This is a genomic window from Pantoea sp. EABMAA-21 (genome assembly GCF_030053335.1).
Taxonomy (GTDB): Bacteria; Pseudomonadota; Gammaproteobacteria; order Enterobacterales; family Enterobacteriaceae; genus Pantoea; species Pantoea communis.
This window is the reverse complement of sequence record NZ_JASGBX010000001.1, coordinates 85,772-105,044: the sequence shown is the minus strand read 5'-3', so window position 1 is coordinate 105,044 and position 19,273 is coordinate 85,772. Positions and strand designations below refer to the sequence as shown.

Sequence of the window (19,273 nt, the reverse complement as noted above, 5' to 3'; positions counted from 1 at the left end):
AATATTCCTCTGGACGACTTGGCTGTTATTTCACATTACTTCAAACGGAATGCCACCACACTGTCACCCGCCTGGGTGCCCAGCGAACCGTGACCGCCCGCCGCAATCACCACGTACTGCTTACCGTCTTTACCCATAAAGGTCGACGGCGTGGCCTGCGCACCCGCGCTCAGCTCGGTCTGCCACAGCAGTTCACCGGTGGTGCTGTCGTAAGCGCGGAAGAAGTTATCTGCGGTTGCGCCATGGAACACCAGGTCACCCGCTGTCAGCAATGGACCACCGTGTGCCACCATGCCCATCGGGAAGCCGATTGGGAAGCGGCCCGGCAGGAAGCTGGTTTTCAGGTTTTTGGTGACACCCACACGGCGCAACCACTCGGTTTTCCCGGTTTTCAGGTCTACGCCCACCATACGACCCCACGGCGGTGCGATACACGGAATGCCGAGGCCAGAGGCCAGCTGCTGAATGTGAATCGCGTAGTCACCCTGGAAGTTTTCATTCCAGTATGGCTGACCATCTTTGGTGAACAGACGCTGCGTTTCGGTCTGCGGCGTACGCCTGATCAGGTTGTATTTGTAAGCCAGGCGCACAGGCGCGGCAATCAGCATCTGACGCTGCGGATCAACCGCCACCGAACCCCAGTTGAACACGCCAATGTTACCCGGGAAGATCAGCGAACCGGCTTCAGTAGCTGGCGTCCATGGGTTGCCATCATAACGCAGCGAACGGAAGTCCATGCGGCATGACATCTGGTCAAACGGCGTGATGCCCCACATTGATTTCTCAGTCAGCGGGTCTGGAATGAAGTTTAGGCTTGATACCGGCTGTGTCGCGGCAAACTTCTCACCCGGCACACCGCCTTCAGTGGAAACCTTCACCTGATTAACCGGATACACGGGCTGACCGGTCAGGCGATTCAAGACAAACAGGTTGCCGGTTTTAGTTGGCAGGATCACCACAGGCTGTTTCTGGCCCTGATAATCGATATCCAGCAATGACGGCTGAGACGGATTATCGCGATCCCACAGATCGTGGTTAGAACTTTGATAACGCCATTTAAATGCGCCGGTCTGCAGATCCAGCGCCACTAACGCATCGCGGAACTTCTCGGTGTTGCTGTTGGCATCACGTTCGATACCCACTTCATCCGGTGACGCGTTACCAAACGGCACGTAAACCAGACCATTTTTCAGGTCAGCGCTCAGCGTACCCCAGGCGACTGGCGTATCTTGCGGGTAGTTTTGTCCCGCAGCGATCGGCGCCGTATTTTCTGGGTTCGATGGATCAAAGTTCCACACCAGACGACCGGTTTCAGCGTCATAAGCACGAATCACACCTGATGGGTTACCACTGTTGAAGCCGTTGTCCATCACGGAACCACCGACAATCACCAGCTTGCCGGCCACCAGCGGTGCGGCGGTTTGCATCAACGCATGTGGACGCACTTCACCCATGTTGGCATGCAGATCCACCACACCATTGGTGCCGAAATCAGCACAAGGTTTGCCGGTATCGGCATCCAGTGCAATCAGCTGTGCATCGGTGGTGGCGTTGAAGATACGCTTACGGCAGATGGCCGGCGCTGCAGCAGAATCCTGCGCAGCAACCGGGCTTTGCTCGTAATAGCTCACGCCACGGCAGGTCTGGTGCTGCTGCAGGTAAGAACGATCTTTATTCGGCGTGTACTTCCACTTCACTGCACCGGTTTCGGGATCAAGTGCGTGCACTTCGTTATGCGGCGTACAGAAATACAGCATGCCGTTGGCTTTCACCGGCGTCGCTTCGAAGGTGTATTCGCTGGCATCCGCATCCTGACGCAGGTCACCAGTGTGGTAAGTCCAGGCCACTTCGAGGTTTTGCACGTTTTCTTTGGTGATTTGATTCAGTGAAGAGAAACGCTGGCCATCAGTGGTGCCGCCGTACGCGGTCCAGTCGTTAGCGGCGCCCTGCTCGCTAGCTTGTTCACGCGCATTGCTAATCGTGCCCGCCTGCGGTAACGGATCGTAGAAGCACAGACCGATCACCACCACAATCATCACGATCACCGTGCCACCCAGGAAGGTGTGGAAGCGGCGTTCGCCTTGATACAGCGGTTTCACCACCCACGGCATCGCCAGCCACAGGCCAATCACGCCAAACAGGTCGCCGCGTGGGATCCACTGCCATTTATCAAAGCCCACTTCCCAGATAATCCAGGCCAGGGTAATCCACATCAAAACCGCATACAGCGCCAGTGCACTACGCTGGTTTCTGAAGAGTAAAATGGCGGTGATCAGTAAGCCCACCGCCATCAATGCATAGAACGCGCTGCCGCCCAGCATCAGCAACTTACCACCCATATAGAGCAACGCTAATGCCAGAATCGCCAGCACGATACTGGTTAATTTGTTAACCATGCCAATCCCTCAACGTTTTTCATCAATTACCACCCAAAATAAACCTACATAAACTCAACAGAATTTTAACTTACGTTATCGAATAGTAAAAACCCGTTGCTGAGTGTGTCGTTAGCTCCGCTTATGAATGTAGCCGGGCTAATGACTGACAAATCAGGCAGCCTTCAATCTGTGACTGAAATCACGTTTTATTTTTCGTTGTGATAATTAATCATTAGTGAGGATAAATCGCATTTTTTGATAACGGGAGTTGCGAAATCTTTCACCCTTCGTGGATTTTGCGCTCATTGCATATCGTTGCGCGGATTTGTTACTACGCCTGCTGTAGCGGAAAACTTACGCTGTTTTCTTTTTTCTCAGGGAAACATCATGAAACTCACGTTTATCGCCAGCGCATTGTTGGCCGCCACCTTCACCACTTATGCCGCCAATACCGAACTCGTGGTCGGCGACCAAAAGGGGAACGCCCGCGCCGTGATGTCAGCAGCCGGTGAACTCACCAATGTGCCTTATGAAATCAAATGGTACGAATTCCCTAACGCTGCACCGCTGCTGGAATCACTCAATTCCCAGCATCTGGATGCCGGATTAGTCGGTGATGGTCCGCTGGCTTTTGCCGTGGCGGCACCGTCTCATCCTCCTATTCCGAGCCCTATACCACCGCGCGACAGCTGACCAACATCGATCACATCAGCGGTGGGCGCGCCGCGTGGAATGTGGTGACTTCATTAACCCATGCCGAAGCACGTAATTTTGGCCGCAGCCAACACTTCAGCCATGAGGATCGCTATTGCCGCGCGGCAGAGTTCATCGACGTGATGAAAGCGCTCTGGGACAGCTTCGAAGAGGATGCGTTGGTGGTGGAAAAAAGCAGCGCACGCTTTGCCGATCCGGCACGTTTCCACCGCTTCGACCATCAGGGCGAGTCTTTCGAGGTACAAGGACCGTTGAACCTGCCCCGTCCACCGCAAGGGCATCCGGTAGTGATACAGGCTGGTGTTTCTGAGGCGTTTATTGACCTGGCGGCCCAACACGCGGAGATGCTGTTTGTTGTGCAACCGAACCGGGAACGCGCACAGCAGTTCTACCAAACGATCAAGGAGCGTGCGCAGCACTATCAGCGACAGCCAGATCAGCTGCGAATCATGCCGGGATTAGTGCCGATTGTCGGCCACAGCGAGCAGGATGCACGCGACCGCGCTGAACACCTCAAATCACTGATCACCGTGGAATCCGGGCTCAGTTTTGTTTCTGCCAGCATGAACATCGATCTATCACAGTATCCGGTGGATGGACCGGTGCCCGACTTGCGCGAGCAAATTACCGGCAGTAAAGGACGTTTTCAGTATGTGATTGCTAACGCCATACAGCAGAAACTCACTCTGGGGGAGATGGCCAAACGCTATGCGGAGAGCTTGTCGTTCCCTTCACCGACTGGCACGGCGGATCAAATCGCGCAACAGATGATTGACTGGTATCAACATCAAGCCTGCGATGGGTTTGTGATTCTCCCCACCTACATTGATGAAAATGAAGATCTCTTCCTCAGCCAGGTGGTACCCCGTTTGCAGGATGCGGGCGTGTTTCATCAGGATTATGCAGCGGGCACGCTGCGCGAACGTTTAGGCCTCGTGAAACCAGCTAATCGCTTTCATTGATGGATTTTGATCATCGCAAGTAATCGCAAAATGTGGGTGTTTTGAGATTGCTTGCGATCATGAGTAGTTAACAGATGACTGGATGTCGCTCAGAGGTCATTTATACCCTTCGCACTATAAAAGAACGCTTATGTGATCATGCTGGTGCAGACAGACATACAACGGGCGTCCTGATGGTCGCCCTTGCTACAGAAAGGCCTTACCTTGTATATCCGCGCTAATTGTTAGCAGCCTTACCATTCTGGCATCAGCTTTGCTTAATGATTCCTGTGTTCTATTTCAGGAGTCGCGCTATGCAAGCATCTTCTACTCGCTACACTATTTTTTCACTGCTGTTTCTCATCGCGCTGATCAACTACGTTGATCGTGGCGCACTCTCGTTTGCTGCTAACGCTATCTCTCAGGAATTTCACTTCACCAAAATTCAACTGGGTGCGGTATTGGGCTATTTCGGTTTTGGCTACCTGTTCGGCTCACTGTGTGGCGGATTTCTCGCTGATAGATTGGGCACCAAAAAAGTGTGGTTGATGGCGGGGATTCTTTGGTCCTTGCTGGAAATTGGCACCGCATGGGCCGGTGAAGTCGGCATGGCGCTGTTTGGTGGTTCAGCCATTATGGGATTTGCTGCATTGCGTATCCTGTTTGGTTTTTCCGAAGGCCCGGCCTATGCGTTGATGAACAAAACCATTGCCCACTGGGCCCCGGATAATGAACGCGGTTTTGCGCTGAGCATCGGCTTGCTCAGTACTCAGGTGGGTTCACTGCTGACCGCACCCATTGCCGTGGGTTTGCTGCTGTTAACCAACGACTGGCGCATGATGTTTATCCTGCTCGGCGCTTTCTCGCTGCTGGCGATGTTGCTGTTTGCACGCAACTTTACCGACACACCGCTGCTGCATCCCCGCGCCAATACGGCCGAACGTCAGCTGATCATCAATGGACAAAAGCCTGAAAGCCAACATGAGTGTGCACTGCCGTGGTGGCGTTTCTTTACCAGTCGCACGCTGGTGTGCAACGCACTTGGCTATTTCAGTTTTCTCTATATCACCTTTACGCTGGTCACCTGGCTGCCTAAATATCTGCAAGATAACTTCCACTACGATCTACATTCGTTATGGTACGTGGCGATGATTCCGTGGAGCGGTGCCTGTTTCACCGTGTTGCTTGGCGGACGTATAGCCGATCGTCTGCTGGCACGCTTTAACAACCTTCGCCTGGCAAGGAACGTCTTCGCAGCCGTCACGCTGTGCGCGACCGCCTGCTGTTTTATGGCGATTCCGTGGGTCAGTTCAGCGGCAGGGATCATCGCTCTGATGACGCTAGGTAACGCGCTCAATGCGCTGGTGAATAACGTGTATTGGTCGGTGGTGATTGATGTAACGCCAAAAGCTTCGGTAGGTGCTTACAGTGGCATGACGCTGGCGATAGCCAACCTTGCCTCCATCATCTCCCCGATGCTGTGCGGCTGGCTGGCGGAATATTACGGTTATAACGCCATGTTCACCGTTACCGCCTGCATTGCGTTTGGCAGCATGCTGGCGATGACGCTATTACAACCCGAGAAACGCCTGCAGGCTGATGCACCCAAAGTGGCAGCACAGCAGGCGATGTAATTTTACACCGCGTGCCGCTGGCAGAACGCAGCAATGTCTGGCGATTGGAAATCCGCCAGATGCGTCATCAGCTTCTCCAGCGGCCAGTTCCACCACGCAATCGCCTGCAACTGCGCCGCGATTTCTGGTGTGAAGCGGCCACGAATGGGTTTCGCAGGGACGCCGCCCACAATGGTGTAAGGGGCCACATCTTTAGTCACAACCGCGCCAGCAGCCAATACCGCGCCGTCACCAACGGTCACGCCCGGCAGCACAATGACGCCATGACCAATCCACACATCATTACCGATGATCACGCGGTCCTCGCGGCGATCGGCAAAGAAGCCTGCGTCACGCTGCGCCTGCGGGTCATAATATTCCGGGCAGTAGGTAAAACGATGCTGGGACGCACGATCCATCGGATGATTTGGCGCACCAATACGCACCTGATTGGCTATCGCGGTAAAGCGACCAATTTGCGCATCAGCGACACAACAGTGCTCGCCGAGGTAAGAAAAATCGCCCAATTCGCTATATTCAAGATAACTTTCGGCGAGGATCTCACATTGCTGACCAATGTGGGTTTCGCGCATACGCACGCTAGGATCGATGACGGTGTGTTGCAGTTTAGCCGGTTGGACAGCGGCAAGGGCCATAGCAAGCTCCAATGTGGTCAGAGGTCTGGATAACGAGTTGTAATAGGTCAAGCGCGAAGCACAACACTAAAGCGGCAAGATGACAGAAATGCTATCGTAGCGGCTTCGTTTGAGGCCATTTAAGGAAAGGGAATGAGAACACCGTGGTCACTGTTAGCTCTATTGTGGTCTTCTGGCCAGGCGTCAGCAGCACTGCCCGCTGATATCAAAGCAGGTGATATCGTGCAGGTGCAGTTATCACAATTGCATCCCACGCAAGCCGCGATTGGTTATCGCCAGTTGGATTACAAACTGCACCGTTACCAGGCCGATCCCAAAAAGCTGTTCGATGATTTTTGTGAAAGCATGGGGCAGAAAGGCGTAGACAAGTTCAACAGCAAATCACGCATCTCCGATCCTGACAGCTTCACCTGTAAAGCCCCGGTGGGTGCGCAGCCAGGACCGATGAAAACTGCCGTCATCGCCCCGGATAATGCGCTCTATCTCACTGATGGGCATCACACCTTCAGTAATTTCGCTGATGTTGGGGGTTTGAAAACGCTGGTACAGGTGCGCATCACCAATGATTTCCGCAGTCTGAAAACGATGAATGCGTTCTGGCAGCAAATGGAAGCCGCCCATCTGGTCTGGCTGGATACGCCTAAAGGCAAAATCACCCCGCATGACCTGCCTAAAGAGTTGGGCCGTAAACACATGCAGGATGATGAATATCGTTCGCTGGTCTATTTCGTGCGCGATATCGGCTTTGAGAAAGAGGACAATCCGCCGCCGTTCCTTGAATTCTACTGGGGTAAATGGCTGGAGACTGAACTTCCGCTGAAATCATTCGATCTGCACGATCGCAAAGGCTATGGCGCAGCGGTCACCGCCATTGCTGAAAAAATCACCGACGTACCTAAAGACACGGTGATTGCCCAGAGCGACGCCGGACCGCTCACCGCTGAAAAGTTGGGGGCGATGAAAAAGGTCAACGAGAAGAAACTCGATAAGATGATTTCTGCGGATGGAAAATTGGGTTGGGCATTTAAAGAATAATAGTCAGTACGGGGACATGTCGTGCCCCCGTACTGATCACCATCTTCCGATGCGATTAACCTCTTACGCCAGCTCGCAATCCTTAACATCCGCGGAAGGGGCTAACAGATTTTTATCAAACTCACGCAAGGCTGCTGCATCACGGAGACGCATCGGCCAGTCGGGATTGGCCAATGCACTTTTGCCCAACGCCACATAATCCGCCCCCTGCTCCAGCGCCTGAGAGGCGGCACGGCTGTTTGACAGCGAACCATTCGCCACAATAGTCAGGCTTGGTGCTGCCTCTCGCGCTATCTGTACCAGCGAAAGCGCATTGTCCGCAAAAGCGGGTTGTAGTGCGTCGTATTCGGTGAGATGCAGGTAATCAATACCTGACTCGGCCAATAAGCGAAACACCTGTTTTGCGCCCGCTTCTCCTTCCTGCCACTTATGATGGAAATCATTCACTTTGCCCTGTGAAATACGCACACCTAAAGTGACATCGTGGCCTATACGCTGGCGTACCGCGCGGATCACCGCCAGGGTCAGTGACAGGCGGGCAGCGATATCACCGCCCCAACGATCACCACGCTGATTGGTGTAATCCGTGAAGAATTGATCGAGCAGGTAGCCATTGGCACCGTGAATTTCAATGCCATCAAATCTCGCTACGCCAATAGCGCGCGCGGCGGTCTCGGCAAAACTGTCAATCGCCTGCTGAATCTGATCTTCGCTCATTTCTCCTGGCAACGCATAGTCGCCATGACCATGATAAAAGCCCAGCTGTTCTCCACGCGGTTGCACGACGGAGGGAGCCAGGGTATCGCGTCGGTAAATATTGCCCTGGGAAATCGCACCGGCGTGCATCAGTTGCGCAATGATCTTGCCACCATACTGATGCACACCATCAGTAATGGCTCGCCAGCCTGCGACCTGGCGGCTATTAACCAGCCCCGCTTGAAACGCATACGTCTGCGACCAGGCTTCGTCGATATACAGCCCTTCGGTGATGATGGTGCCAAAACCCCCCCGCGCGAAACGTTCGTAATAGTGCTTCATGCGGTCGCCCGGTACGCCATCTACCGTGGCGGAGATGCGCGTCATGGGTGCCACCATGATGCGATTTTTCAGCGCGAGTCGATTTAATGTCCCGCTCTGAAATAAGTGTTTATCGGCCATTTGCTACATCGTGTTCCCTGATTATCGTCAGAGCGCATTATAGTGTGTCGCTTTAGCGGCAAAAATGACCGAATATGATACGTCTGTATAACGGAAATCGTTAAAATGAACTCCAAAGATATTGAGGTTTTCCTGATGGTGTCGCAAACGCGTAGCCTGACCCAGGCAGCACGGCGGCTGAATACTACGCCGATGACGGTGTCGCGTCGGCTGGCCTCGCTGGAGGACGATCTCGGCGTGCGGCTGATGCACCGCACGACTCGCGCCATCGCGCTCACCGTCGAGGGAGCAGAGTTTCTGCCCTATGCGAAATCGCTGGCGGAAACCGAACAGAGCGCACGCAATCTGTTTTCACCACACCAGCAAGGTGCAACTGGCCAGCTGCGGATTACGGCGCCTTCTGGCTTTGGTCGTCGCACCATCATTCCGCTGTTGCCTGCCTTGATGGAGGCCAACCCGGAACTACGCATTGAGTTTCAGTTGAGCGATGACGTCACCGACCTGGTAGGGTTGGGCTACGATGTCGCTATCCGCATTGCACCGCTGCGTGACTCCCGTTTAGTGGCTCACCGTCTCGCTAACAACCCGCGTATGCTATGTGCTTCACCCGATTATCTTCAACGCTTCGGCACGCCTCAGACATTAAACGACTTACATCATCACAACTGCCTGCGACTCTCAGGCGTGTTGCAGTGGAGCTTCATCATTGATGGGCATATTTCGAGCTTAAGCGTGGAAGGCCGTTTCAGTGGCAGTAACGTGGAAGGGGTGCGTACTCTGTGCGTGGCGGGAAGCGGCATTGCTCAGTTATCTGAGTGGGACATCCGTGAAGAGCTCGCTTCAGGCGAGCTCATCGCCATTGAATTACAGGATGCTCAACCGCAGATGCTCGGTGTCTGGGCATTGTTCCCCACGACTCGCCAGTTGCCAGCACGGGTGACGGTATTTCTTCATGCGTTAAAACAAGCGATGGAAAAAACAGATAAGTTACCTGTCACGGCACCCCGTTTATAGGCTTAAATCGTTGACTCACTGATTCACTTCATGGAGGCCCCTTTTGAAACCAGAAATACAAACCCTCACATCGACAGAGATCTATCGTAACCGCTGGATGACGTTAAAAGAGGACAAAATTCAGCGTGCCGATGGCAGCGAAGGTCTCTATTCGGTGATCGAAAAAAACGATTTTGTCGTCATCGTTCCGGTGGAGCAGGACAGCATTTTTGTGGTTGAGCAGTATCGTTATCCGATAAGTGAACGCACCATTGAGTTGCCGCAAGGCAGCTGGGAGCTGGACCCTGGCGCTACACCGGAAGCACTGGCGGCGGGCGAACTGCAGGAAGAGACAGGATTGATTGCCGATCGTTGGCAGTACGTGGGCTATCAAAAACTGGCGCAGGGATACTCCGCGCAGGGTTATCACATCTATCTTGCCAGCGAATTACGCTATGAAGGGCAGAATCTGGATGCCGAGGAAGTCGGACTCACTGCACGCAAAATGAAAATCAGCGAGTTTCTGCAGCTAGTTCTGGAAGGTAAAGTGACCGATGCCACTTCAGTGACCGCGTTTTTACTGGCGCGGGCCAAAGGGTTGCTTGATTAAGCCGGGTAACGCACAGGGCCACATTGATGTCAGGTCGCTGTGCGTTTGAAGAGTGCGCATTGCTGCGCACTCCTCCCTGAACAATGACGCTTAGTGACTCGCTATCTCCGCCAGCACTGCTTGCGCATCTGCCGCAGCAACCGCGACACCATCAATGTAAAGCTGGCGCGTTTCTCCGGCTGGCAAAGCAATTTGCAGCGTTTTCCATGCTGGCTGATAATCGCCTTTGCGTGTGAAGCTCAGGTGGATTGCCTCGGCATCGCTGCGCATCTCCCAGCTTAACCACAGCGCATTACCCTGCTGATAACCCCAGGACTCACCGTCATCTTCAAATACCAGGCCTTTGCTCTCGCCTTTACCCTGTAATGGATAAAGTTGCAGCGTGCGACGGTCATCTGCTTGTGCATCAACATGACGCAGACGCTGGCTCAGTGGCAAGGCCGCACCGGCGCGAACCAGCATCGGCTGGGTTTCCAGCGGTGCTGGCAGCGTGATCCATTGACCGCCGCTGTACCACTGTTGCGTTGCGAAGTCATACCAGCCAGTTTGGTTATCTGGCAGCCACAAACTGCGTTCACGCTGTCCTGCTTCCACCACGCTGGCCACCAGCAAATCGCGGCCCAGCATAAACTCATCGCACTCGGCGAAAGTCTGTTTATCCTGCTCATGGTCGAGGAAGGTTGGACGCAGCATCGGCTCATCATCAGCATGCGCTTGCCACAGCAAGGTGTAGAGGTACGGCAACAGGCGATAACGCAGTTCGATTGCAGCACGAATCGCAGGCGTGACCGACGGATACATCCACGGCTCATTCACCGTGTGATCGTCATTCCACGAGTGAATGGTGAAACGCGGGTGCATTACGCCGTTTTGTACCCAGCGTACAAACAGTTCAGCGTCCGGCTTATCACCTGAGAAACCGCCGACATCGTGCCCGACGTTATACAGACCCGACAAGCTCATCCCCAGGCCCATACGGATGTTGTAACGCAGTGACGTCCAGTTAGTACGGTTATCGCCGCTCCATGTCTGCACGTAGCGTTGCATACCGGCACAGCCAGAACGCGAGATCAGGAAAGGACGCTTCTCTGGCGCGAAACGCTGCTGCGCTTCCATCGACGCACGCATCATCAACAACGGCATCACCGGGCGAATATGCTTGATGGCGATGGGCGTACCAAAGCCATGGCAACGCGCTTCGCCGTCCCACACTTCATATTCGTTGTTGTCATTCCAGGTCGAATCGATGCCCTTCGCCAACAGCTGTTGGGTGACGTTCTCCTGCCACCACGCCACCGCCTGAGGATGGGTGAAATCGAGGTGTGAACCCTCGTCGTCCCAGAACACTGAACGCTCTGGCGCATCTTCTTCTGAATCGCGAATAAACAAGCCCTGCGCCGCGACTTCTTCGTAGCGCGGATGGTCCTGCAACAGGCAAGGTTTGATGTTGGCAGCCAGACGCAAACCGGCATCGTGGAACGCCTGGCTCATCACTTCCGGCTGTGGCACTTTGTTGTAGTTCCAGTTGAACACGTAGCGCTTGTTATTGATCGAGGTATAACCCGATGACAATTGGAAAGAGTCGCACGGAATATCATGCTGTTCGCACAGGCGAATGAAGTTCATCAGCTGATTTTGTGCATCCGGTGCATCGGTGTAGTGCATGGTTGAGCCGCTGTAACCGAGGCTCCATTTTGGGCCAAACAGCGTTTTACCGGTCAGGCGCACAAAGGCCTTGGTGACATCCAACACTTTGTTGCCAACAAACAGGTAATAATCAATATCCCCGCTTTCCGCCTGCCAGCGGCGATAAGGCTGATGGTAGTTATCCAGCTCGTTACCGAGATCAAACCAGCTGCTGCTGAGGTTATCGTAGTAAAGACCGAAACTCACATCGCTGCGGCGCGTAATGGTAAACGGCACGTGTTTGTACAGCGGATCGGTTGACGAGGCGTTGTAGCCCATCGCATCGAGGTTACGCATCTCATAACGTTTGCCATTGCGTTGAAGGTCACCGGTTTTCTCGCCAAGACCGTAATAGGCATCGTCATTCATACGACGCTGGTAGTGCGCCACGCCATCGCCGTGCGCGTTAATCAGGTAGGCACTGGTTGGGCGGTCGCAGGTCAGCAGTTGCCAGGCGCCAGCGCTATCACGATGTTGCCACTCCAGCGCCAGTGGCTGATGGACAATCACGCGCAGCACATCGGTGGAAACCACCAGCGTATCGCCCTCTTCTTCCAGCGTGAACCCTGGCAGGGTAAAGCCCGCCAGGCTGTCACGTGGACGCCCTTCCCACGGCACATCGCTGTCTGGCGCTATGCTCCAGGTGCGGTCCAGTGCATAGCCGCTCTGACGTTTAATCGAAACACGGAACATGCCTGATTCCAGCACGAATAGGTTCAGCTGGTACTTCCCATCGACGGTTAACGCAACATGGTGTTGATCAGAATGCGTGAGTGACCAATTCTTTAAGGTTTTCATTGTTACCTACTTTAATCAGGCGCGCTGGGCGCGACGTTCAGCAATAAATGCAATCAGGAAGACCGCGCCAATCAGGTCGAAGAAGCCCATGGCGACAAATAACGGGTTAAAGCCAATCTTGTCGGCGGTGACACCAATTACCAGTGAGAACAGGAAGCTGGATATCCACGCGAAGGAACCGCGCATGCCATTGACGGTGGCCATCTGGCCTTTATCAAACTTCTCCACCACCAGCGCGCTGAGCATGCAGGAGATGATCTGGTGACCGAAACCACCAATCGAGATCAGTGCAATCGCCACGTAGGGATCTTTGGTCATCGCCACCAATGCGAGGGAGAGCATCAGGAAAGCGCCGGTGACCGAACTGGCAACCACGGAGTTGACCAGTCTGAAACCAAACAGGCGGGTATAGAGGCGCGTCAGATAGCCACTGGCGACGCTGCCGAGATCCGCCGCGAGGAATGGCATCCAGGCGAACATGGCAATCTGTTTGAGATCCATGCCGAGATCTTTCGCCAGGTAGAGCGGCACCCAAAAACTCAGCACGCCCCACGCCGGTTCGGCCATAAAAGCGGGAATGGCGATACCGTAAAAACGTTTATTCTTTGAGACGCTTTTCAGGGCTTTAAAGAACGGTAATTTGACAGCAGGCGGTTCATTATCCTGACGAATAAATTCCAGTTCCGATGCAGACAGATTGGGATGAATTTCCGGATCGCGATACAGCAACCACCAGAGCACTACCCACGCCAGTGCCAGGCAACCCGTAAACAGGAAAGCGCCCTGCCAGCCGAAAGAAGCGTGCGCGAAGTAGATGATGGGCGGCGCCAGCATAGCGCCAATTGAGAAGCCCACGCCGGCCCAACCCGCTGCAACCGGACGCTCTTTTTTCGGGAACCATTCGCCTATCACTTTGGCGTTGGCTGGCGTGGCTGCGGCTTCCGCTCCGCCCATGACAAAACGCAGAATGGCAAGATGTACCCAGCTCGCCGCGCCTGCATGGAACAGACAGGCGACCGCCCAGACCGAGGCACAAATCAGGAAGCCGACTTTCAGGCCGATGACATCAATCAGCCAGCCGCAAATTGGTTGAAAGAAGGTGTACGCCAGCTGAAACGCACCGACGATCCATGAATATTGTTCAGTGGTGATGCCCAGGCTGGTTTTCAGCTCAGGTGCCAGAATGCCTAATGAGTTACGCGTGATGTAGTTGACGGTAACGCCCGCTAAGAACAACACCAATACCCACCAGCGCAAATTGCGGAAGGTGCGTTTGCTGCCAGCGGCAGCGATCCCTGGATTCAAACTGCGGTTCATCTGGTTCTCCATTCTTTATTAACATCATGAGCTTACAAATCCTGTGGTGAATGCGCGGGTAAGCGATAAACCGGAAATATCGTTGGCTGCCGCCCAGGAATTGTTGCTTGTTGTTGAGGAGCGACTTCAGTGAGTCATCTCTAACCATCCGCCAGGAGTGAACCACAGATGCGGAACCTGGTCGCCACTCAGATGCCGCATTTGTGATCTGGTTAACCAAAATGGCTTGCGAGGTTGACATCAGACGTTAAAGAGCCGAATTTTAGGCTCTGAGAGCGCAATCCACGCCAAAAGCGGTGCGCTAACCGATAAATAGGTCAACCAATATAATAATTGTCCTGGGTTTCATTTTCAGGACCTAAAAGAGGTAACAACATGAAGCAGACCTGGCGCTGGTATGGCCCAAATGATCCCGTTTCTCTTGCCGATGCACGACAGGCTGGCGCGACCGGCATCGTCACCGCCCTGCACCACATCCCTAACGGCGAAGTGTGGTCGGTGGACGAAATTATGCAGCGTAAAGCCATCGTGGAAGCCGCTGGGCTGGTGTGGTCAGTGGTGGAAAGCGTGCCGATTCACGAAGAGATCAAAACCGGCAGCGGTGAGTGTCAGAAGTGGATCCGTCATTACCAGCAGTCTCTGCGAAATCTGGCGCAGTGCGGTATTAAAACCGTCTGCTACAACTTCATGCCGATTCTCGACTGGACGCGCACAGACCTTGAATATCTGTTACCCGATGGCGCGAAAGCGCTGCGTTTCGATCAGATCGAATTTGCCGTATTTGAGCTGCACATCTTGCAACGTCCCGGTGCGGAGAAGGACTACAGCGCCACGGAAATAGCGCAGGCAGCTGAGCGTTTCGCCAACATGAGCGAAGCACATAAAACCCGCCTGACGCGCAATATCATCGCTGGTTTACCGGGTGCAGAAGAAGGTTACACGCTGGACCAGTTCCGTGCTCAATTAGCCCGTTATGACGGCATCGGCAAAGCTGAGTTACGTGAAAACTTCGCCACCTTCCTGCGCGCGATTATTCCAGTGGCGGAAGAGGCGGGTGTTCGGATGGCAGTGCATCCGGATGATCCCCCGCGTCCGATTCTGGGTTTACCACGCATCGTCTCTAACGCAGAAGATTTGCAGTGGATGATCGATACCGTACCCAGCCCGGCGAATGGCTTCACCATGTGCACCGGCTCTTACGGCGTGTTGGCAGATAACGATCTCGCCGGCATGGTGAAACGTTTTGGCCCACGCATTTACTTCGCACACCTGCGGTCAACCAAACGCGAAGAGAACCCGAACACCTTCCACGAGGCAGCGCATTTAGGCGGCGATGTTGACATGTTCGCCGTCATTAAGGCGATTGCTGAAGAAGAACATCGTCGTAAAGCGGCCGGTCAGGAGGATTTGATTCCGATGCGCCCGGATCATGGTCACCAGATGCTCGACGACTTGAGAAAGAAAACCAACCCCGGCTATTCGGCGATTGGTCGTCTGAAAGGGTTGGCGGAAATTCGCGGTGTGGAACTGGCGATTCATCGCGCTTATTTCTGATGGCATTCGTTGCTGCCGGGTGCCATTGATGGCGCACCCGGCTTGATGGAGTTTACATGGAACCTAACCTCGCCAATGGCGAACTGAACGTGACCCGCCCCGCCTGGAACCATCAGCGGCTGGTGCCGCGTATTGTGCATATCGGCTGTGGCGCCTTTCATCGCGCGCATCAGGCGTTGTGTCTGCATCACCTGCTTGAAATCAGTGACACTGACTGGGGCATCTGTGAGGTCAACCTGATGTCGGCGAGCGGCAAACTGTTGGTCGAACAACTGCGCCAGCAAGATCTGCTCTACAGCGTGACGGAAAAAGGTGCCGGGCAGAACGACGTTCACCTCGTTGCGGCCATCAAAGAAGCCTTGCATCCTGCACTGGATGGACACGACGGCATTATCGAAGCGCTGGCTCGTCCGGAAACCGCTATCGTTTCATTGACGATGACGGAAAAAGGCTATTGCACTCAGGGTGCCAACGGTGAATTGGATGCGGATAATGCACTTATTCAACACGATGTTGCGCACCCTGGCACGCCGAAATCCGCCATTGGTTTTATTGTCGAAGCATTACGTGTGCGTCGTGAGCGTGGTTTAGGGCCGTTTACTGTGCTTTCCTGCGATAACTTGCGTGATAACGGCCATGTGGCCCGAGCTGCCGTGGTGGGGCTTGCTCAGTTACGCGATGCAGCGCTGGCGAAGTGGATTGATGAGCACGTCACTTTTCCCAGCAGCATGGTTGACCGCATCGTTCCCGCAGTGACCGACGAAACACATCAGGAGATTCGCGACTTGCTGGGCGCACCCGATCCCTGCGGCGTGGCCTGTGAGCCGTTTCGCCAATGGGTGATCGAAGATAACTTTGTCAACGGCCGTCCTGACTGGGATCGCGTGGGCGCGCAGTTTGTGGCCGACGTTGCGCCATTTGAAATGATGAAACTGCGTATGCTCAACGGCAGTCACTCATTTCTTGCCTACCTCGGGTATTTGGGTGGCTGTGAAACCATCGCTGACACCATGCAACTCCCGACCTATCGCCAGGCAGCATTAGCACTGATGATGCAGGAACAGGCACCAACGCTATCAATGCCAGAGGGTATTGATCTGCTGGCCTATGCTAATCAGCTGATCGAGCGTTTTAGCAACCCTTCCCTGCGACACCGGACGCAACAGATTGCGATGGATGGCAGTCAGAAGCTGCCACAGCGCTGGCTCGATTCCGTGCGCTATCACCTGAAGCACGGCAGTGACTATCGCCACTTGATGCTGGGAATTGCCGGCTGGATGCGTTACGTCGTCGGGCAGGATGAGCGAGGTGAAGCATTTGATGTGGTTGACCCATTACTTGCAACCTTGCATGACATCAACCAGCTCACGCCAGAAGGCGATGCGCGCGTTAGCGCCCTGCTCGCCGTGAGAACCATTTTTGGAGACGATTTGCCCGCCAATCCGGGCTTCGTCAGCCATCTTCAACAGGTGTACGCGCAGCTTTGCCAGCATGGTGCCCGCGCCGCCGTTGCATCCCTGAATCAGGAGCCGAAATGAAGCACTTTATGGATGACGATTTCCTGCTGCAAAGCGACGTTGCGCGTCGTTTGTACCATGACTATGCGGCTGATATGCCGATCTACGATTATCACTGTCATCTCAACCCGCAGGAGATCGCCGAGGATCGTCAGTTCGCCAACCTCGGACAAATTTGGCTGGAAGGTGACCATTACAAATGGCGCGCCTTGCGTGCTGCGGGCGTGGATGAATCGCTGATCACCGGTAAATCTACGAGCGATTACGATAAATACCTCGCGTGGGCCCACACCGTGCCCAAAACGCTGGGCAATCCGCTCTACCACTGGACTCATCTGGAGCTGCGTCGCCCGTTCGGCATCACCAATACGTTATTTGGGCCGGACACCGCACAACGCGTATGGGACGAATGCGCCGAGAAACTGGCAACCCCGGCATTTTCTGCACGCGGCATTATGCGTCAAATGAATGTACGTATGGTTGGCACCACCGATGATCCGGTTGATTCGCTGCAATATCATCGTCAGATTGCTGAAGACAGCAGCTTTGATATTGATGTCGCCCCAAGCTGGCGCCCTGATAAGGTCTTCAAGATTGAGCTTGAAGGCTTTGTTGAATACCTGGGACGGCTTGAGGCAGCAGCGGATGTGGCGATCATCGACTTTGATGCGTTGCGCACCGCCCTGTTGCGCCGGTTAGATCACTTCTCCGCTCACGGCTGTCGTGCAGCGGATCACGGGATTGAAGTGCTGCGCTTTGCACCTGTTCCCGACGATAGCGTGTTGGACGCCATTCTGGCGAAACGTCGCAACGGCGACACGCTAAGCGAGCTGGAAATCGCGCAGTTTAGCAGCGCGGTGCTGGTCTGGTTGGGTTCCGAGTATGCACGACGTGATTGGGTGATGCAGTTACACATCGGTGCCATTCGCAACAACAGCACTCGCTTGTTCCGTTTGCTGGGTGCAGACAGCGGTTTTGACTCGATTGGCGATAACAATATTGCTTTGCCGCTCTCGCGCCTGCTGGATGCGATGGATGTTAACGACCAACTGCCAAAGACCATTCTGTACTGCCTCAATCCGCGTGACAACGAAGTGCTGGCGACGATGGCAGGTAACTTCCAGGGTGCGGGCATCGCCGGTAAAGTGCAGTTTGGTTCCGGCTGGTGGTTCAACGATCAGCGCGATGGCATGCTGCGCCAGTTGGAGCAACTGTCGCAAATCGGTTTGCTCAGCCAGTTTGTCGGGATGCTGACCGATTCTCGCAGTTTCCTCTCCTATACGCGCCACGAATACTTCCGCCGTATTCTGTGCAACCTGCTCGGTCAATGGGTGCAGGATGGCATTGTGCCGCACGATGAAGCGGTGCTCGGCAACATGCTGCAGGATATCTGTTTCAATAACGCACAGCGCTACTTTACCCTCAATCCACGTTGAGAATTCCGCCCTGTGCTATAGTGCAGGGCGCAATTGATGGCAGCGTCAGTGGTCGTCAACTTCTTAATCAGCAGAAAAGAGCTCATGAAAACACAAGCATCAGCGCAGCGCCCTTATCAGGAAGTGGGGGAAATGTTGCGTAACATGATTATGCAAAAGCAGTATGCCGTGGGCGAACGCTTGCCGCCTGAGCGTGAACTGGCTGCGCTGCTGGATGTCACGCGTACGCTGGTGCGTGAAGCACTGATCATGCTGGAGCTGGAAGGCTTGATTGAAGTGCGTCGTGGTGCCGGGATCTACGTGGTAAACGACAGTCCTGCACCGCGCGCGACGACACAAGCCGCCTGTAACGATGCCGGCCCGTTTGAGATGCTGCAGGCGCGTCAATTGCTGGAGAGTAATATCGCGGAGTTTGCCGCCCTTCAGGCCACGCGTGAAGACATCATCAAGATGCGTCAGGCGCTGGAACTGGAAGAGAGAGAACTGGCATCCGGCGCCGTGAATGAGAGCGAGAACGGCGATCGTAACTTCCATTTAGCGATTGCCGAAGCGACCCATAACAGCATGCTGGTCGAGTTGTTCAAACAATCCTGGCAGTGGCGTGAAGATAATGTGATGTGGAGTCAGTTACATCGTCATCTGGTGAACACTCATTATCGTAAGCAGTGGCTCGACGATCACAAGAAGATCCTCGCCACATTGATCAAGAAAGATGCACGCGCCGCCAAGCAAGCCATGTGGCAGCATCTGGAAAATGTGAAACAGCGATTGCTGGAATTTTCAGATGTCGATGACATCGATTTTGATGGTTATCTGTTTGAATCCTGGCCGCTGGACAGTGCCAACGGCTAAAACAAGCCCTTGTTA

General features: G+C 54.3%; 15 protein-coding genes. 10 read left to right on the top strand and 5 right to left on the bottom strand.

Annotation, left to right across the window (positions count from 1 at the left end; all coding sequences use genetic code 11):
• Window positions 1-35 precede the first annotated feature (35 nt).
• On the bottom strand, window positions 36-2,396 hold the full coding sequence (locus tag QMZ65_RS00470; RefSeq protein WP_283215175.1) for a membrane-bound PQQ-dependent dehydrogenase, glucose/quinate/shikimate family: 2,361 nt from the start codon (window positions 2,394-2,396) through the stop codon (window positions 36-38).
• A gap of 369 nt (window positions 2,397-2,765) precedes the next feature.
• On the opposite strand from QMZ65_RS00470, the gene QMZ65_RS00465 reads away from it, so the two are divergent.
• From QMZ65_RS00465 to QMZ65_RS00455, 3 genes are all read left to right on the top strand, one after another.
• Window positions 2,766-3,071 (top strand): type 2 periplasmic-binding domain-containing protein, encoded by a 306-nt coding sequence (locus tag QMZ65_RS00465; RefSeq protein ID WP_283215174.1) that lies wholly within the window; start codon window positions 2,766-2,768, stop codon window positions 3,069-3,071.
• Window positions 3,068-4,054: an NtaA/DmoA family FMN-dependent monooxygenase gene (locus tag QMZ65_RS00460; RefSeq protein ID WP_349306762.1), complete on the top strand. Its 987-nt coding sequence runs from the start codon at window positions 3,068-3,070 to the stop codon at window positions 4,052-4,054. Before QMZ65_RS00465 ends, QMZ65_RS00460 begins: the two co-directional genes overlap by 4 nt.
• A 293-nt stretch (window positions 4,055-4,347) precedes the next feature.
• Window positions 4,348-5,667, top strand: coding sequence for an MFS transporter (locus tag QMZ65_RS00455; RefSeq protein ID WP_283215173.1), 1,320 nt, complete (start codon window positions 4,348-4,350; stop codon window positions 5,665-5,667).
• A 2-nt stretch (window positions 5,668-5,669) separates the two neighbouring features.
• Here QMZ65_RS00455 and QMZ65_RS00450 read toward each other — a convergent pair whose 3' ends face one another.
• The gene (locus tag QMZ65_RS00450) at window positions 5,670-6,302 is read right to left on the bottom strand and encodes a DapH/DapD/GlmU-related protein (protein WP_034827214.1); all 633 of its coding nucleotides are present in this window, start codon (window positions 6,300-6,302) and stop codon (window positions 5,670-5,672) included.
• 132 nt (window positions 6,303-6,434) lie between these two features.
• Between QMZ65_RS00450 and QMZ65_RS00445 the strand changes: the two genes are divergently transcribed.
• On the top strand, window positions 6,435-7,337 hold the full coding sequence (locus QMZ65_RS00445; RefSeq protein WP_283215172.1) for a ParB/Srx family N-terminal domain-containing protein: 903 nt from the start codon (window positions 6,435-6,437) through the stop codon (window positions 7,335-7,337).
• Between the two features lie 63 nt (window positions 7,338-7,400).
• Here QMZ65_RS00445 and QMZ65_RS00440 read toward each other — a convergent pair whose 3' ends face one another.
• A complete protein-coding gene (locus QMZ65_RS00440) occupies window positions 7,401-8,495 on the bottom strand; it encodes an oxidoreductase (RefSeq protein ID WP_283215171.1) in 1,095 nt (364 codons plus the stop codon).
• Between the two features lie 105 nt (window positions 8,496-8,600).
• On the opposite strand from QMZ65_RS00440, the gene QMZ65_RS00435 reads away from it, so the two are divergent.
• Together QMZ65_RS00435 and QMZ65_RS00430 are read left to right on the top strand one after the other, a co-directional pair.
• Window positions 8,601-9,509, top strand: coding sequence for a LysR family transcriptional regulator (locus tag QMZ65_RS00435; RefSeq protein ID WP_283215170.1), 909 nt, complete (start codon window positions 8,601-8,603; stop codon window positions 9,507-9,509).
• 43 nt (window positions 9,510-9,552) lie between these two features.
• Entirely contained in the window at window positions 9,553-10,098 is a 546-nt protein-coding gene (locus QMZ65_RS00430) for an NUDIX domain-containing protein (protein ID WP_097117177.1), read from the top strand.
• Window positions 10,099-10,188: 90 nt separating this feature from the next.
• Here QMZ65_RS00430 and QMZ65_RS00425 read toward each other — a convergent pair whose 3' ends face one another.
• Together QMZ65_RS00425 and QMZ65_RS00420 are read right to left on the bottom strand one after the other, a co-directional pair.
• Window positions 10,189-12,582, bottom strand: coding sequence for a glycoside hydrolase family 31 protein (locus tag QMZ65_RS00425; protein ID WP_283215169.1), 2,394 nt, complete (start codon window positions 12,580-12,582; stop codon window positions 10,189-10,191).
• Window positions 12,583-12,597: 15 nt separating this feature from the next.
• Window positions 12,598-13,899 (bottom strand): MFS transporter, encoded by a 1,302-nt coding sequence (locus QMZ65_RS00420; RefSeq protein WP_034827231.1) that lies wholly within the window; start codon window positions 13,897-13,899, stop codon window positions 12,598-12,600.
• Between the two features lie 375 nt (window positions 13,900-14,274).
• Here QMZ65_RS00420 and uxuA point away from each other — a divergent pair, with 375 nt between their 5' ends.
• From uxuA to uxuR, 4 genes are all read left to right on the top strand, one after another.
• Window positions 14,275-15,453: a mannonate dehydratase gene (gene uxuA, locus QMZ65_RS00415; RefSeq protein ID WP_058959958.1), complete on the top strand. Its 1,179-nt coding sequence runs from the start codon at window positions 14,275-14,277 to the stop codon at window positions 15,451-15,453.
• A gap of 56 nt (window positions 15,454-15,509) precedes the next feature.
• Window positions 15,510-16,991, top strand: coding sequence for a fructuronate reductase (locus QMZ65_RS00410; RefSeq protein ID WP_283215168.1), 1,482 nt, complete (start codon window positions 15,510-15,512; stop codon window positions 16,989-16,991).
• Entirely contained in the window at window positions 16,988-18,406 is a 1,419-nt protein-coding gene (gene uxaC / locus QMZ65_RS00405) for a glucuronate isomerase (RefSeq protein WP_283215167.1), read from the top strand. The genes QMZ65_RS00410 and uxaC overlap by 4 nt, the downstream gene beginning before the upstream one ends.
• 84 nt (window positions 18,407-18,490) lie before the next feature.
• Window positions 18,491-19,258: a Uxu operon transcriptional regulator gene (gene uxuR, locus QMZ65_RS00400; protein ID WP_097117281.1), complete on the top strand. Its 768-nt coding sequence runs from the start codon at window positions 18,491-18,493 to the stop codon at window positions 19,256-19,258.
• Window positions 19,259-19,273: the final 15 nt, after the last annotated feature.